The following is a 15197-nucleotide window of genomic DNA, read 5'->3' on the forward strand; positions in this document are numbered from 1 at the left end:
AAAAAAAGCCCCGATCGGGGCTTTTTATAGACAGAAAAGGGAATTTTACTTCTTGTTTTTTACATATTTCTCTAACCATTGGTCTTGCTCCCAAAGTACATGTAATATGTTTTCTTTACCACGATAACCGTGAGCCTCAAATGGCATAAATACAAATCTAACAGTACCACCTAAACCTTTAATGGCTGCAAATAAACGCTCACTATTAATCGGATAAGTACCGGTATTGTCATCAGAGTCACCGTGTATTAATAGTAATGGTGTTTTAATTTTATCAGCATAGCTGAAAGGGCTCATTTCATAATATAATTGAGGAACTTCCCAATACGTACGGTCTTCATTTTGGAAACCAAAAGGAGTAAGCGTACGATTGTAGGCGCCACTACGAGCAATACCTGCTGCAAATAAATTAGTGTGCGCTAAAAGGTTTGCCGTCATAAATGCACCGTAGCTGTGGCCACCAACTGCCATACGTTTTCGATCTCCAACACCTAAATCTGATAATTTATTAATAGCTGCTTCTGCATTTAAACTTAACTGATCCACAAAAGTATCGTTTGGTTTTTTACCGTCTTTAGCAACAATAGGCATTTCTGCATTATCTAAAACAGCGTAACCACGAGTTACCCAATAAATTGGCGAACCCCATGCAATTGCTGTAAACTTGTCTTTCGATCCACGAATCTGTGCGGCATCTGCAGCCGAGTTAAATTCGCGTGGATATGCCCATATAATTGCAGGCAAAGCACCATCTTTCTCTTTATTGTATCCTTTTGGTAAGTACAGGTCTCCTGTTAAATCAACACCATCAGCACGTTTATAAGAAATTTTTTCTTTTGTTATGCCATCTAACGATGGATAAGGATTAGCAAAAGCTGTTACAGGTCTGTCAGCAATGCGAAGTACTAAATTTTTAATGTAATAATTAGGCACTAATTTCTGGCTCTCTTTACGGGTAAGTAAAACCAGTTTATCAGCATCAATTACATCACTAACATATTCAAATGTACCTTCGGCACTGCGCCAAATAATATCATTTTTCTTCGTTGCTAAATCAAACTTTGCAAGGAAAGGTAAATCTCCTTTATCTGATGATCCAACAGTATTATTCATTAAAAGTTTAGTGCCGTTATCTACGGTACGAATAACCGAACGACCATATTTGTTTTTTGTAGTAACTGGTGTTCCTGGGTTACCATAGGCATCGGTTTGATTACGGGTATAAAGTTCTTCCAATGCCCCGGTTGTTGGGTTGTAAGTATTTACTGTATTGGTTTGTTTACTTCGCAAACCTTCCATTACCAATGCCAAATTAGCATCGCCCCATTGTATGCCGCGATAACGGGTTTTAGTTTTGAATAGCTCTTTTTCTGTACCAGTAAACGGAGCACTTAATGCATAAACAGCATCATGGAATGGTACGTTTTTCTTAATTAAACCACTATCTAAAGGTTTAGACCACACAATAGTTGCAGGTTGGTCATCACGCCAATCAAAACCACGAACCACATTTTGTGTATTATCATAACCCGAAGGTGTTCCTTCTGCCGATGGCAATTCTGCTAACACTTTAACTGCTTTTCCAGCTAAATCGGTAATGGTAACTGTAGATGGAAATCCGCGTGCCGTAACCAAGTAAGAGAACGGTTTGCGGATGGTTTCAATAAGCATATAGCTTTTATCTGGCGATAAACTTACCGAAGAATAAATTGCAGGTTTACCAATTGGTGTTTCAACACCAGCTGTATTTTTCACCAATTGCGAAGTTGCAAAGAATTCGAAAAGCTGCTCATCAAAAGGCGATTTTATTAAATCCTGATAAGTTGGACTTGGAGCCGCCTTACCCAAATTCTGCTGAACTGTTGGTCCTTTTGGCATTAAAGGTTTTACTGGCGCAGCACTTGCAGGTTTTGTAACCGCTCTATACATAATGGTATTATCATTTAACCATGTTAATCCACTACCTAAAACAACATTTAAAAAAGCTTTGTTGGTTTTAGTTGCTTTCTTGGTTGCCAAATCAATTATATAAAGGTCAACACCTTTTTGTGTGGTATGGGTAAATGCAATTTTATTTTGTGCCGGGTTCCAGCTAATATTACTTGCATATAATGGAGTCGGTAAGCCCGTAACAGGAAATGTCTTATCCGTTTTAATGTTTTTTAAGCTAAAATTATTAATGTAAGTAATACGGCTTGGAGAATAATTATTCGGGTTTAAACGTAACCCTGCAATGCGGTATTCGGGCATTGCTAATTCTTCTACCGATGGATAAGAATTTCTTTCGCTGAATAAAATCCATTCCGCTTTATCATCAATACTTACACCAGGAGTTGGTTTGGCAAGCAATAAATCGGCAATTTCTTTTGGTGGCGTTTGGTAGCTAACAGCATCTTGTGCAGCGGCATTTAACGAAACACAGGTGCCAGCTATTAAAAAATAGAGGTGTAGTTTTTTTAACATAATCCAGTTTGGTTATTTGATCTTAAAGAACAATCAAATATTGTAAATTAAATCGAGCTAAAGCTTCGCGTAACCGCTTATTTACATGTTTTAAAAAGGATCTGAAAAGCAAAACCTGTGGTTCTTTTGGTTTATCAGCCCTGCTTTCACTAATAGTCCTCGCCCAAAAAAAATGGGCTGCGGGCTAACCGTTCAATCAGGTTTATTTTGCAATAGATTGCTATTCGGCTGCTAAAAACCTAATCGTATAAACTTTTAATATGCGCTATCGAATTAACAATCAGTTTCTGCAGAATTTTAACATCTATATCACTCAGTTTTTTAATGTAAATGCAGGCCTTCGCTGTTTTATGTTTACCAAATTCAGCCAAAAGCTTTTCTTTTTCATTTAACTCCGATGTGAGATAAAGAGAAATTGAGTCTTTTCTCGGCGAAAAACCAGCTAATGGAGCATCGCCTTCTCTACCACTTGCATATTTATAGTGGTAGCTGCCAAATCCAATAATTGCAGTACCCCACATTTTTGCTTTAAAAGAAGAAGCTTCTTCAAATATTTTAATTAATTCAAAACTATCTTTTCGCTTCTGTTCATCCTCAACAGTATTTAGAAATGAAACTACATCATTCTCGTTTTCTGTGGTTTTGTTCTGAGCCATATTTAAAAGGTTAAATAACTAAAGTAATAAAAAAGGCCTGAAGAGTTAACTTCAAGCCTAAAATATTATCGATGTTTAAATCTATTTAAACTCTCTAAAATCCTGTCCGTCTTTAATGTTTAATAAGCTTTCGTAAATTAAACTAATTACATTATCAACATCTTCTTTGTGCACCATTTCTACGGTAGTATGCATATAACGCAACGGTAAAGAAATTAATGCCGAAGGAACGCCACCGTTCGAATATGCAAAAGCATCTGTATCTGTGCCTGTTGAGCGAGAAGAAGCCTGACGTTGAAAAGGAATCTCATTTTTCTCAGCAGTTTTAATTAACAACTTATTCAAATTCGTTTGTACCGCAGGTGCATAAGAAACTACAGGACCTTTTCCTGCAGATAAATCTCCCTGGATGTTTTTGTTAATCATTGGTGTTGTTGTATCGTGTGTTACATCCGTTACAATGGCAACATTTGGTTTAATGCGCTGTGCAATCATTTCGGCACCACGTAAACCAATTTCTTCTTGTACCGAGTTAACAATGTACAATCCAAATGGAAGCTTTTTCTTGTTCTCTTTTAACAAACGAGCAACCTCGGCAATCATAAAACCACCAACTCGATTATCCAATGCACGACCAACGTAATAACGATCGTTTAAAATCATAAATTCATCTTCGTAAGTAATTACACAACCAACATGAATCCCTAATTTTTCAACTTCTTCTTTTGAAGTGCAACCACAATCTAAAAAGATGTTTTTTAACTCAGGGGCTTGTTCTTTTTCACCATGACGGGTGTGAATTGCTGGCCAACCAAAAACAGCTTTAATCAAACCTTTTTCGGTGTGGATATTTACCCGCTTAGAAGGCGCAATTTGATGATCGGAACCACCATTACGGATAACATAAATTAATCCATCACTGGTAATGTAATTTACATACCACGAAATTTCATCGGCATGGGCTTCGATTACAACTTTATAGGCAGCTTTTGGATTAATTACGCCTACCGCAGTGCCGTAATTATCAATAAAATGCTCGTCGATATAAGGTTTTAAATAATTTAACCAAAGCTTTTGTCCTTCCCATTCGTAGCCAGTAGGAGCAGGATTGTTAATATATTCTTCTAAAAATTGTAACGATTTTTTTGTTACAACAGCAACGTGTTTTTTCTTTTCGTCTTCTTTTTTCTTAGCCATACTTGTTTTAGATTTTAGACTTTCGGTTTTAGTTTAGCAATAGATAAACCATTCGATAACCTAACTTTTAATATTTCTATTTTGTGCCGATTTAAATCGCAATTCTCAGATGTACAATTTAAAATTTCAATTCCATTATAACAAAATCATAACCATCTTTAAAAAATGTATCCTTTGTTTCGTGGAAACCAAATTTAAAATAAAATTCCTTAGCATTTACACGGGCATTGCACCAAAGCTCGGTTGCTTTCTGAATTTTACAAAAATCTAAGATATACTCCATCAGTTTCGATCCTAAACCCATCTTTTGCGCTTCATTTAAAATCGCCAGCTTTCTAAATTGATAAACATCCCCCTGATGAAATAATGAAACCACACCAGTAAGTTTATGGTTAAGGTATAAGCCGAAATGTACGCCATCAAAATCGTCTTTCAGTTTTACCGAATCGAAAGGCATATCTGGATACATAACCTCATGACGGATTCGCCAGGTTAGTGACGGAAATATTTGCTCGATTTGAATAAGTGTTTCCAAAATTAAAATTTCTTACTTCCGTAAAATTTATAAATTAACATATTAATAAAAACGATGCCTGTTATGCCATAACAAAATAAAGCCCAGCCACCTTTATCCCAAAGCCATAAGCCTAAAGCCGAACCGCAACTTGCACCAATAAAACTTACCGACATAAAAATTGTATTTAGTCGGTTTCTTGCTTCGGGTACCAATGTGTATATACGTGTTTGGTTGGTTACGTGTATGGCTTGTTGGGCAATATCAATTAGAATAACGCCTAAAATAAAAACAAATAAATTGCTGCCGGTAAAATAGAAAAGTAATGCACTTGCCAGTTGCAAAGCAAAACCGATTTTTAAATTTTTCCGAGGATTGCCTTTGCCGCTAATTTTACCAACCAAAGGCGCTGCCAATGCACCTGCTGCGCCAGCAATACCAAACAAACCGATTTGATAAGCCTGAAACTTAAAGGGCTCGTTGGCTAAAAATAAAACCATGGTGGTCCAAAATGCCATTATAATTGCAAAAGCAAAGAAATTTATAATTGATGTTTCTCTTAAAACAGGTTGGGTTTTAATGTAGCCAAACATCGATTGCATTAAGGCTTTATAGTTTCCTTTAAAAGTTGGTAAGCTTTGCGGAAAGCGCTTAGCCATTAAAAACATCAATAAACTGCACAAAATGGCTGCCATAAAGAAAACCGCACGCCAACCTAATAAATCGCCTACAGTACCACTTATCGCTCTCGATCCTAAAATCCCGACCAGCAAACCGCTCATAATTATGCCAATATTTTTACCGCGTTCTTCATCATTACTTAAGTTGGCGGCTAATGGTAAAATTAACTGCGGAACAATTGAGGTAATGCCAATAAAAACAGAAGCAATTTGAAGCAGAATAAAGTTTTTAGAAATTGCAGCGAGTAATAACGATACAATTGCAATGGCTGTGGTGGTTAAAATTTGTTTTTTACGCTCCAGCATATCGCCTAGAGGAACCAAAAGAAACAGCCCTACAGCATAGCCAATCTGTGTTAAGTAAGTTATATGACCAGCGTAGCTTTCCGAAATTTTAAAATCTTTAGCAATCAAAATAACCAGCGGCTGGCAATAGTAGATATTTGCAACAATTAAGCCAGTGCAAAAGGCCATTAAAAGAATATCGGCTCGTTTTAACATGTAACGTTATATAGGATGTATATATAAGATGGATCGTGTAATTGGTGAATACCAGTTACCCATCCATTTTCTATCCTTACAAAGGTATGTTTCCGTGTTTTTTACGAGGGCTGTTTACCACTTTATTTTCTAACATCTTAAAAGCTTTTATCAACTTTATACGGGTTTGCGATGGTTCGATCACCTCATCAACAAATCCACGTTCTGCAGCCCGATATGGATTTGCAAAAATATCCGAATACAATTTTTCTTTCTCCAGCCATTTCTCTTGAGGGTTTTCTGCCGTTGTAATTTCCTTTTTGAATATAATTTCAGCAGCACCTTTTGCACCCATAACTGCAATTTCGGCACTTGGCCAGGCGTAGTTCATATCGGCGCCAATATGTTTACTGTTCATTACATCGTAAGCACCACCGTAAGCTTTTCGGGTAATAACCGTTATACGCGGAACAGTTGCCTCGCTAAAAGCGTACAGCAATTTAGCGCCGTTGGTAATAATGCCATTCCATTCCTGATCGGTGCCAGGTAAGAAACCAGGTACATCTTCAAAAACCAGCAACGGAATATTAAAACAATCACAGAAGCGAACAAAACGAGCTGCTTTAGTTGATGAATTACTATCTAAAACTCCCGCCAGGTAGGCCGGTTGATTTGCTACAATACCAATACTTCTACCCGCTAATCGGGCGAAGCCCACAACAATATTTTCTGCGAAATCTTTGTGTACTTCCAAAAAGCTATCAGCATCGGCAACAGATGAAATGATTTCTCTAATATCATACGGTTGCGAAGCATTTTCAGGCATAAAAGTATTCAGTTCCAGTCTGCTTTCATCCGTCGCTTCATAAGGCAAGGCTTCAGCCATTTCCTCGCAATTTTGAGGCATATAACTTAAAAGCTTTTTAACATGATTTATGGCTTCAATTTCATTTGCACAAGCAAAATGAGTAACACCCGATTTTGTAGCATGTGTATTCGCACCACCCAGCTCTTCTGATGTTACCTCTTCATGCGTAACCGTTTTTACCACATTCGGACCAGTTACAAACATGTAAGAGGTATTTTCTACCATCAAAACAAAATCGGTTATTGCAGGCGAATAAACAGCGCCACCCGCACAAGGGCCCATAATGGCCGAAAGTTGTGGAATAACCCCCGATGCCTGAACATTTTTATAGAAAATATCAGCATAACCACCTAAAGAAACCACACCTTCCTGAATACGGGCACCACCGCTATCGTTCAAGCCAATTAAAGGCGCACCATTTTTCATGGCCATATCCATTAATTTGCATATTTTTTCGGCATGTGTTTCCGACAGAGACCCACCAAAAACAGTAAAATCCTGAGAAAAAACATACGTTAATTTGCCATTTATTGTGCCGTAACCTGTAATTACCCCATCGCCCAGATATTTTTCGCGTTCCATGCCAAAGTCGGTACTTCGGTGGGTAACCAGCATGCCAATTTCCTCAAAACTACCTTCATCCATTAAAAAGTGAATGCGTTCCCGTGCAGTAAGTTTGCCCTTTTTGTGCTGGCTATCAATACGATCTTGTCCGCCGCCAAGGTTGGCCTGGTTTATTTTATCTTTAAGTAAGGCAATTTTCTTATCCATATTTGGTCGTAATAGATTTTAAAATTAAAAATTAAATTTAGATGTAGCGCAAAGGCAGTACATCTAAATAACATTGCTCCCGTTTTTTGCTCGTACGCTTCACTTCGTCGATTCCTCCTCGTTGCAGGGTACCGCTTCAACCGGGGCTATTATCTTCTTTGGTTGCTTCGTTTTAATGGATTGCAAATTGCCAGGTATTTTATCTAAAATCCTGCTTAATCTGAAAATACTATGGGTTTTAGAAGGTTAGCTATACATTTTAAAAAGAAACAAAAATAATTTAGTTACCTTTTATTGCATTTTTTTTACAACATAATGCATAAAAAAACCAATTATCCGATTACTTTTGCAATACAACATTAGAATAAGATTAGAATTAGATCGATGTTTTTAAGAAAATACAGGTACATCATCGTAGCAGCATTTATGTTCATCTTCAGTTCGAAGATGGCTATTTCTGGTGCGCCTGTTTTTTGTGGAAGTATTGATAAGGAAATTATGAATGCCGTAATCATGCAAATCGAGTTAGAGCATGAAGGGGGCAAAGATACTTCTAAAAGCTCCGCAAAATTCACCGATTTTAAACTCAATGAACTAAACTACCCAATATTCTCTTACGAGTTTTCTTCAAGCCACATCATTCTGAAGAACAGTTTTATTGAGCATTTCAAAAGATATGTAGATCCATATCATGCTACCGTTCCAACACCACCTCCCAACTTTATCTAGTATTTTTTTATTGGGGCAACCTTTTATTTTTCTTTCGTAGAATTAATTATTAAAATTCGGGTTTATTACACGCGTTAATAATGTTATTCTTTTGAAAAAATTATTAAGGATTTTCCCACGATTTATTCGTTAAAATTTACCTGATAATTATATCATTATGCAAAAGTTTAATCCAGCCTTTTCTGGCTCGGACATGAAGAAATATTTTCTTAAAAAGAATTTAAAGAAAGATTTACCTTCAAGTATTGTAGTTTTTTTAGTGGCATTGCCACTGTGTTTAGGTATTGCCCTTGCCTCGGGCGCACCATTATTTGCTGGTTTAATTACCGGAATTATTGGTGGTATCGTTGTCGCTTCATTTAGTGGCTCACAATTAAGCGTTAGCGGTCCCGCTGCGGGTTTAACCGTTATTGTGTTAGGTGCAATAACCTCGTTAGGAAGTTATCCAACCTTTTTGTTAGCTGTGGTTTTAGCTGGTGTGTTTCAGGTAATTTTGGGCATGGTTAAAGCTGGCACAATTGGTAATTATTTTCCTTCGAGTGTTATCGAAGGAATGCTTGCCGCAATTGGTTTAATTTTAATCCTTAAACAGTTGCCTCATGCTTTGGGGGTAGATAGCGATTTTAGTGGAGATGAGGGTTTCTTCCAGAAAGACCACGAAAATACCTTTTCTGCAATTTCTGCTGCCTTTAGTCATTTTAGTTTAGCTGCAGTTGTTATTAGCTTATTATCGATCGGTATTTTAATTTTCTGGCCTAAATTTAAAAAACTAGCTATAGTGCCTGCACCGCTTTTAGTTGTTATACTTGGAGTAACAGCAAGCTTTCTTTTTGCAGGAACAAATTATCAGCTACGGGCAGATCAAATTGTAAAAATTCCTGTTGTTAGTGGTGCAAGCGAATTCTTTAGCTTATTTACAATGCCCGATTTTTCTCAATTGGCTAATAAGGATGTGTACATTGTTGCCTTAACTATTGCAGTAGTAGCCAGTTTAGAAACTTTACTTAGTATAGAAGCGATAGATAAAATCGATCCGATTAAACGGGTATCGCCAACCAACAGAGAATTAGTTGCCCAAGGTTTAGGTAATATAGCCAGCGGTATGGTAGGTGGTTTACCAATGACATCGGTTATTGTACGAAGTTCTGCCAATGTAAATGCTGGAGGCCGAACAAAAATGTCGGCAATATTTCATGGTGTTTGGTTACTGCTTTCCCTGTTATTTATTCCGCAGGTTATTAATATGATTCCGCTTTCATGTCTTGCGGCAATACTCTTGGTAACAGGTTATAAATTAACCCGAATAGCTTTGTTTAAACACATGTACCATAAAGGCTGGAGCCAGTTTGTACCATTCGTTATCACGATAGTAGCGGTATTATTTACCGATTTATTAAAAGGTGTAGCGGTTGGTATGCTCGTATCGATTTTCTACTTATTGCGTACAAATATGCGTAATCCTTTCTTTTACAGAATTACCAAAGATGGCGACAAAAAGAATATCCGAATTAAATTGGCTGAAGAAGTTTCTTTCTTAAATAAAGCAGCAATACAGGTGGTTTTAACAAATATACCCCGTGAAACAAACGTAATTATCGATGGTTCTAACGCCCGATACATCGATCCTGATGTATTGGAAACCATTTTTAACTACAAACATAACGCCTATACAAAAGGCATTATAGTAACTCTAGAAGGTGTACAGAAACATTATACTGTACCAAAATTAAATAATACAATAATAGAAGACATTAATAAATAAAATTATGTGCGCTAAGACAATAGAAACAAAAGATATAACATACGATAGTTTATTACAAGGAAATAAGGATTGGGTGAAAGATGTGATTGATCAGGACCCTACTTTTTTCGATAAACTTTCCGATGGACAAAGTCCGCCAGTATTATGGATTGGTTGTTCTGATAGCCGTGTGCCAGCAAATCAAATTACCAATACGAAGCCAGGAGATATATTTGTACACAGAAACATTGCAAATGTTGTTGTGCATACCGATATGAATATGCTTTCGGTTTTAGATTATTCGGTAAACGTATTAAAAGTAAAACATGTAATTGTTTGCGGCCATTATGGCTGCGGTGGCGTTAAAGCTGCTTTAGGCAATAAACAAGTTGGTATTATTGATAACTGGTTAAGAAATATTCGCGATGTATATCGTACCCACGAACGTGAAATGGCCACCATTAAAGATCCAGACCAAAGATTTGATCGTTTGGTAGAATTAAACGCCATAGAAGGCGCTGGAAATATTATGAATACCTCAATTGTACAAGCTGCATGGGCCAATGGCCAGGAATTAGCCGTACATGCCTGGGTTTATAGCTTAAAAACAGGGATAATTAAAGATATGAAGGTTACCTGTACCTGTCTAGATGACGTTGCACCTGCGTTTAAGGTTGGCTAAACATCTCTTTAGATGTAGTTTTTAGTTGTTTGTTAAGCCCTGGTCTTTATTGATCGGGGCTTTGTTTTTGCTCCGAATTTGGCATATTGCCTGCGTGGCCCTTGTTACCTTTTTCGGCATCTTCACGAGCTTCCTCTGATCCAAAATCACCTCTTCCAAAGTTCCTTCCGAGGTTTCCAGCATCCGATTTTACTTTGTTCTTTTCATGGTTTTCATCGCTATGATGGCGAGGAACCAACTGATCGGGCATATTGGTTTTGTCGGCTGAATTGTCTGCATTTTTATCTTTTAAGTTCTCATTGTTATTTTTCTCGTTTTCCATGATATTATAATTTAGCTATAGAACAGTTGGAAATGACTATAGTTTTAAAGGATTTGGAAATAAATGCTTCAGGCACTAAAGATGCTGAAGTCCCGTCATTTGGTATAGCCCTGGTAAAAACTCGGGCTGTCGCGGCTGTCGGGTTTAGGTTTAAAGAATGTGCTTTCTACATCATGCAGCCCTAAATAGTTGCAGAGACTTTATTACATAAACGGGATTGAAACAACATTTTTTCAGTTGTCTTTTCGAGTGCAGTCGAAAAATAGGGCTAAAGATTTATTATAATCCGATTAATGTTCGTACTGGTTTTTGCCTTAAAAAAATAAATTACTACGTAAATATCGTATCAATAAGGTAACCTATTAGTAATGCGGTAATCATTGAGGTAAGCATGCCTAATACATATGCGAAAAGCGCTTTTACATAGCTTGATATTTTTCTTTGATCGAAAAACTGACCAATTGCCCAGCTAATGTAACCAAATGAAAGCATGCCAGAATATTGCATTAGGCCAATTTTTGTAACACCTTGAATTAGTGCAAAAAGTGCTAAAATTAACATGGCTACGCCGATAACAAAGCACAATAGAATTAAGATTTCGAAAAAATTATAGTCATACTTTCTGAAAAACAACTTTAGCCAGGCGGCAATAAACACCCCCATAATAATATTTGCATAGCCATAATGACTTTGAATCCAGCCAAAAATGCTTGTTATTGCCTTGCTTTTGACTTCGTGAACACTGATATAACCATCCTCTATGTGGAAAAAGTGATTAATTGTTGTGTAAATTAAGGAAGTGATAATGATAAAGATAACAGGTTTTACCAGTCGGCTCCGATCATCGGAAATAAATCTTTTTATGCTTTTGCCTGGCCTGATCAGTAACGCTTTTATGGTGTATAAAATGCCCTTATCAAAATGCAGGATGTGTTCGATTTCGTGAAGGATATAATGCCCGTCGATTCTTTTTAATTGTGCTGGCTGAGCACAGTTGTTGCAATATTTACCAGCAAAATCATTGCTACAGTTAGTACAAGTAAGTATCATCAAAGTTAATTAAGATTAAATGAGTTTAACGCTATGCTAACTTGTTCAAAGTTATTAAGTGTTGGTAGAAAAATGATTACCAGGGCAATTATAATTTGTAAAAAGGCAAAAGCGTATTTGCCTTTCATAAATACGATGTACATAATTGCACATACCAGAATGGTGCATATTATGCCTGCTGAAATGATAAGGCCTTTAAGTTTCATTTTGTTTTTGGTTAACGCCTTTAAACTAAGCTTAAGAGTGTTTTTTTGGTTTAGTAAATGATCAGCGAACTTAACCGATCTAAATTTTATTGGCGCTACACTTTAGTGTAATTTTGCTATTTTAGTTTGCTAAATGAAAACAACTGTTAATACAAGTTTACTTACCAAAAATAAAATCAATCAGTTAACGCCAGATAATAATCTACAGTTAACTGATTATCTGGAAGTGGTTAAAGCTTTTGCCCGTTTAACCTATCAAAGTGTGTATGTAATCGATTATGCGCAAATGAAATTCGAATATGTTTCGCCTAACCCATTATTTTTAAGTGGTTATACTGCGCAGGAAGTTTTGGAATTGGGTTACGAATTTTATTTTAATAACGTGCCCGAAAGTGATTTAAAATTACTGACTTTAATTAATGAAACGGGGTTTGATTTCTTTGCAAAATTACCTGAATCGCAAAGAAAGAATTATAGCATTACTTATGATTTCAACCTGATTAAAAAGGATGGAAAACCTGTTTTAATTAATCATAAACTTACGCCTCTTTTTCTTACTGACGACGGAAGAATCTGGAAAGCCATGTGTTTAGTTGCGATTTCGAATAATCAAAATGCGGGTAATGCCATTATCGATAAGCAGGGATCGGATGAGGTTTGGAAACTTAATCTGGAGAACGGAATTTGGGGTAAGGTGCTAAAGCCAAAACTCAACGAAAGAGAATTAGAGGTTTTACGTTTATACGCCCAGGGTTTAACAATCAACCAGATTGCTGATAAGATATTTGTTGCGCCAGATACCGTAAAATACTATCGAAGAAGAATTTTCGATAGCTTTAATGTAGGTAATATTGTAGAAGCACTTTCTTACGCTGTTAACAACAAAATAATTTAGAAAGAACCATTAGTGATACGAATTTACGCTTTGCAACCCCAAATAGTTGCACATACTTTGCCATTTAAACGAGATTAAAACGATATACTTTTTAGCCTGTCATTCTGAGCGGAGTCGAAGAATAAGGCTAAAAAGATAAAGTGTAAAGCCCGACTAACCTTAATCTTTATGCTGTTTTTGCTTTCCAAATTTCTGTAAAAAAGAAAAACCCCTGATTGCTCAGAGGTTTTTATACTATTCGTGGTCTGTGGCTTCACAGATCGAAATATCAATCTTCAGCTAAGAAAGGATAACGATAATCAGTTGGCGATTCGAAAACCTCTTTAATGGTACGTGGAGAAACCCAACGTAATAAGTTAATCATCGAACCCGCTTTATCGTTCGTACCCGAACCTCTGGCGCCGCCAAATGGTTGCTGACCAACAACTGCACCTGTACATTTATCGTTAATGTAGAAGTTACCAGCTGAATTGCGTAATGCATGACTTGCTTTATCAATCGCATAACGATCTTGTGCAATTAAAGCGCCTGTTAATGCATATGGTGAAGTGGTATCAATAACCTTTAAAATCGAATCAAAATCCTGATCAGCATAAACATAAACGGTCAATACAGGGCCGAATAATTCTTCGCACATGGTTGTATATTTCGGGTCATCAACCACTAAAACAGTTGGCTCAACAAAATAACCTTTGCTCTTATCGTAGTTACCACCAGCAATAATTTCTACACCTTTATCTTTCTTCGCCTGGTCGATATATTTAGCTAATTTATCGAATGAGCGCTCATCGATCACGGCATTAATAAAATTGCTGAAATCTTCCGTCCCGCCCATTTTAAATGTTGCTAAATCGCGTAACATTTGTTTTTTAATTTCTGGCCATAAGCTTTCGGCAATGTAAACACGACTCGCAGCCGAACATTTTTGTCCCTGATATTCGAAAGCACCACGAACAATTGCCGTGTTTGCAATATCAACCTGGGCCGAAGGGTGTACTAAAATAAAATCTTTACCGCCAGTTTCGCCCACAATACGAGGGTACGATTTATACTTGTGGATGTTAGTGCCTATTGTTTTCCAGATTTCCTGAAATACTTTTGTAGAACCTGTAAAGTGAATACCAGCAAAATCAGGGTGATTGAAAATTACCTCGCCAGTTTCTGGTCCATCAGCATAAACCAGGTTGATTACACCATCAGGTAAACCCGCTTCGCGAAAAATTTCCATTAACAGATTGGCTGCATAAACTTGTGTATCTGCTGCTTTCCATACTACAACATTACCCATCATCGCTGCCGAAGCAGGTAAGTTAGCAGCAATAGCTGTGAAGTTGAAGGGGGTAAGTGCGAATACGAAACCTTCTAAGGGGCGTTGCTCTACACGGTTCCAGTTTCCACGAGGCGAAACAGGAGGTTGTTGTTTGTAAATATCACTCATGTAACTTACGTTAAAACGCAAGAAATCAATTAATTCGCAAGCCGCATCTATTTCTGCCTGATAAGCATTTTTGCTTTGGCCAAGCATGGTGGCCGCGTTTAATTTATAACGGTATTTACCTGCAATTAAATCAGCTGCCTTTAAAAAGATTGCTGCTCTATGCTCCCAAGAAAGGTTTTCCCAATCTTCTTTCGCAGCTAAAGCGGCATCAATAGCTTGCGCAACATGGGTTTTGTCGCCAATACTATATTGCGCTAATATATGTTGATGATCGTGTGGTGGAACAACTTTACCCTTTTTAGTGGTATGTACTTGTTTGCCTCCAATATACATCGGGATGTCTTGTTGGTGCGAGCGAGCTTCAGCAAGGGCTTCTTTTAGAAGAGCACGCTCTTTACTGCCTGGACCGTAATTTAATATAGGTTCGTTTACCGGAGTTGGTACGTTAAAAAATCCTTTAAGCATAGTGTATTTTTTATGAGTTGCGCAAAGATAAGGCTTTTGC

At 37.1% G+C, this 15197-nt stretch carries 14 protein-coding genes; 4 read left to right on the forward strand and 10 right to left on the reverse strand.

What is annotated here, in order from left to right; all coding sequences use genetic code 11:
• Positions 1 to 45: 45 nt before the first annotated feature.
• From ABD692_RS06130 to ABD692_RS06155, 6 genes are all read right to left on the reverse strand, one after another.
• Positions 46 to 2463, reverse strand: a complete 2418-nt coding sequence (locus ABD692_RS06130; protein ID WP_344765860.1) for an alpha/beta hydrolase family protein — start codon at positions 2461 to 2463, stop codon at positions 46 to 48.
• Between the two features lie 239 nt (positions 2464 to 2702).
• The gene (locus ABD692_RS06135) at positions 2703 to 3119 is read right to left on the reverse strand and encodes a DUF1801 domain-containing protein (RefSeq protein ID WP_344765862.1); all 417 of its coding nucleotides are present in this window, start codon (positions 3117 to 3119) and stop codon (positions 2703 to 2705) included.
• An 81-nt stretch (positions 3120 to 3200) separates the two neighbouring features.
• Positions 3201 to 4316, reverse strand: a complete 1116-nt coding sequence (locus ABD692_RS06140) for a M42 family metallopeptidase (protein ID WP_344765863.1) — start codon at positions 4314 to 4316, stop codon at positions 3201 to 3203.
• A gap of 118 nt (positions 4317 to 4434) precedes the next feature.
• Positions 4435 to 4851, reverse strand: a complete 417-nt coding sequence (locus tag ABD692_RS06145; protein ID WP_316764481.1) for a GNAT family N-acetyltransferase — start codon at positions 4849 to 4851, stop codon at positions 4435 to 4437.
• A gap of 2 nt (positions 4852 to 4853) precedes the next feature.
• A complete protein-coding gene (locus tag ABD692_RS06150; RefSeq protein ID WP_344765864.1) occupies positions 4854 to 6011 on the reverse strand; it encodes an MFS transporter in 1158 nt (385 codons plus the stop codon).
• Between the two features lie 76 nt (positions 6012 to 6087).
• On the reverse strand, positions 6088 to 7629 hold the full coding sequence (locus ABD692_RS06155) for an acyl-CoA carboxylase subunit beta (protein WP_344765865.1): 1542 nt from the start codon (positions 7627 to 7629) through the stop codon (positions 6088 to 6090).
• A gap of 384 nt (positions 7630 to 8013) precedes the next feature.
• Here ABD692_RS06155 and ABD692_RS06160 point away from each other — a divergent pair, with 384 nt between their 5' ends.
• From ABD692_RS06160 to can, 3 genes are all read left to right on the forward strand, one after another.
• On the forward strand, positions 8014 to 8358 hold the full coding sequence (locus tag ABD692_RS06160; protein WP_316764473.1) for a hypothetical protein: 345 nt from the start codon (positions 8014 to 8016) through the stop codon (positions 8356 to 8358).
• 157 nt (positions 8359 to 8515) lie between these two features.
• Positions 8516 to 10120, forward strand: a complete 1605-nt coding sequence (locus ABD692_RS06165; protein WP_316764470.1) for a SulP family inorganic anion transporter — start codon at positions 8516 to 8518, stop codon at positions 10118 to 10120.
• Positions 10121 to 10124: 4 nt separating this feature from the next.
• A complete protein-coding gene (can, locus tag ABD692_RS06170) occupies positions 10125 to 10781 on the forward strand; it encodes a carbonate dehydratase (RefSeq protein WP_344765866.1) in 657 nt (218 codons plus the stop codon).
• 46 nt (positions 10782 to 10827) lie between these two features.
• Here can and ABD692_RS06175 read toward each other — a convergent pair whose 3' ends face one another.
• From ABD692_RS06175 to ABD692_RS06185, 3 genes are all read right to left on the reverse strand, one after another.
• On the reverse strand, positions 10828 to 11103 hold the full coding sequence (locus ABD692_RS06175; RefSeq protein ID WP_316764465.1) for a hypothetical protein: 276 nt from the start codon (positions 11101 to 11103) through the stop codon (positions 10828 to 10830).
• A gap of 330 nt (positions 11104 to 11433) precedes the next feature.
• The gene (locus ABD692_RS06180; RefSeq protein ID WP_344765867.1) at positions 11434 to 12153 is read right to left on the reverse strand and encodes a DUF3667 domain-containing protein; all 720 of its coding nucleotides are present in this window, start codon (positions 12151 to 12153) and stop codon (positions 11434 to 11436) included.
• Between the two features lie 5 nt (positions 12154 to 12158).
• Positions 12159 to 12359, reverse strand: coding sequence for a hypothetical protein (locus tag ABD692_RS06185; protein WP_344765868.1), 201 nt, complete (start codon positions 12357 to 12359; stop codon positions 12159 to 12161).
• 133 nt (positions 12360 to 12492) lie between these two features.
• Between ABD692_RS06185 and ABD692_RS06190 the strand changes: the two genes are divergently transcribed.
• The gene (locus ABD692_RS06190) at positions 12493 to 13254 is read left to right on the forward strand and encodes a response regulator transcription factor (protein WP_344765869.1); all 762 of its coding nucleotides are present in this window, start codon (positions 12493 to 12495) and stop codon (positions 13252 to 13254) included.
• A gap of 268 nt (positions 13255 to 13522) precedes the next feature.
• Here ABD692_RS06190 and pruA read toward each other — a convergent pair whose 3' ends face one another.
• Entirely contained in the window at positions 13523 to 15157 is a 1635-nt protein-coding gene (gene pruA, locus ABD692_RS06195; protein ID WP_316763620.1) for an L-glutamate gamma-semialdehyde dehydrogenase, read from the reverse strand.
• Positions 15158 to 15197: the final 40 nt, after the last annotated feature.

It is taken from the genome of Pedobacter ginsengiterrae (genome assembly GCF_039537385.1).
Lineage (GTDB): Bacteria > Bacteroidota > Bacteroidia > Sphingobacteriales > Sphingobacteriaceae > Pedobacter > Pedobacter ginsengiterrae.

Bases quoted from the DNA above. Each gene is read 5' to 3' on its own strand.
- ABD692_RS06130 (WP_344765860.1), bottom strand. From the start codon at position 2,463: ATGTTAAAAAAACTACACCTCTATTTTTTAATAGCTGGCACCTGTGTT.
- ABD692_RS06135 (WP_344765862.1), bottom strand. From the start codon at position 3,119: ATGGCTCAGAACAAAACCACAGAAAACGAGAATGATGTAGTTTCATTT.
- ABD692_RS06140 (WP_344765863.1), bottom strand. From the start codon at position 4,316: ATGGCTAAGAAAAAAGAAGACGAAAAGAAAAAACACGTTGCTGTTGTA.
- ABD692_RS06150 (WP_344765864.1), bottom strand. From the start codon at position 6,011: ATGTTAAAACGAGCCGATATTCTTTTAATGGCCTTTTGCACTGGCTTA.
- ABD692_RS06155 (WP_344765865.1), bottom strand. From the start codon at position 7,629: ATGGATAAGAAAATTGCCTTACTTAAAGATAAAATAAACCAGGCCAAC.
- ABD692_RS06160 (WP_316764473.1), top strand. From the start codon at position 8,014: ATGTTTTTAAGAAAATACAGGTACATCATCGTAGCAGCATTTATGTTC.
- ABD692_RS06165 (WP_316764470.1), top strand. From the start codon at position 8,516: ATGCAAAAGTTTAATCCAGCCTTTTCTGGCTCGGACATGAAGAAATAT.
- can (WP_344765866.1), top strand. From the start codon at position 10,125: ATGTGCGCTAAGACAATAGAAACAAAAGATATAACATACGATAGTTTA.
- ABD692_RS06175 (WP_316764465.1), bottom strand. From the start codon at position 11,103: ATGGAAAACGAGAAAAATAACAATGAGAACTTAAAAGATAAAAATGCA.
- ABD692_RS06180 (WP_344765867.1), bottom strand. From the start codon at position 12,153: ATGATACTTACTTGTACTAACTGTAGCAATGATTTTGCTGGTAAATAT.
- ABD692_RS06185 (WP_344765868.1), bottom strand. From the start codon at position 12,359: ATGAAACTTAAAGGCCTTATCATTTCAGCAGGCATAATATGCACCATT.
- ABD692_RS06190 (WP_344765869.1), top strand. From the start codon at position 12,493: ATGAAAACAACTGTTAATACAAGTTTACTTACCAAAAATAAAATCAAT.
- pruA (WP_316763620.1), bottom strand. From the start codon at position 15,157: ATGCTTAAAGGATTTTTTAACGTACCAACTCCGGTAAACGAACCTATA.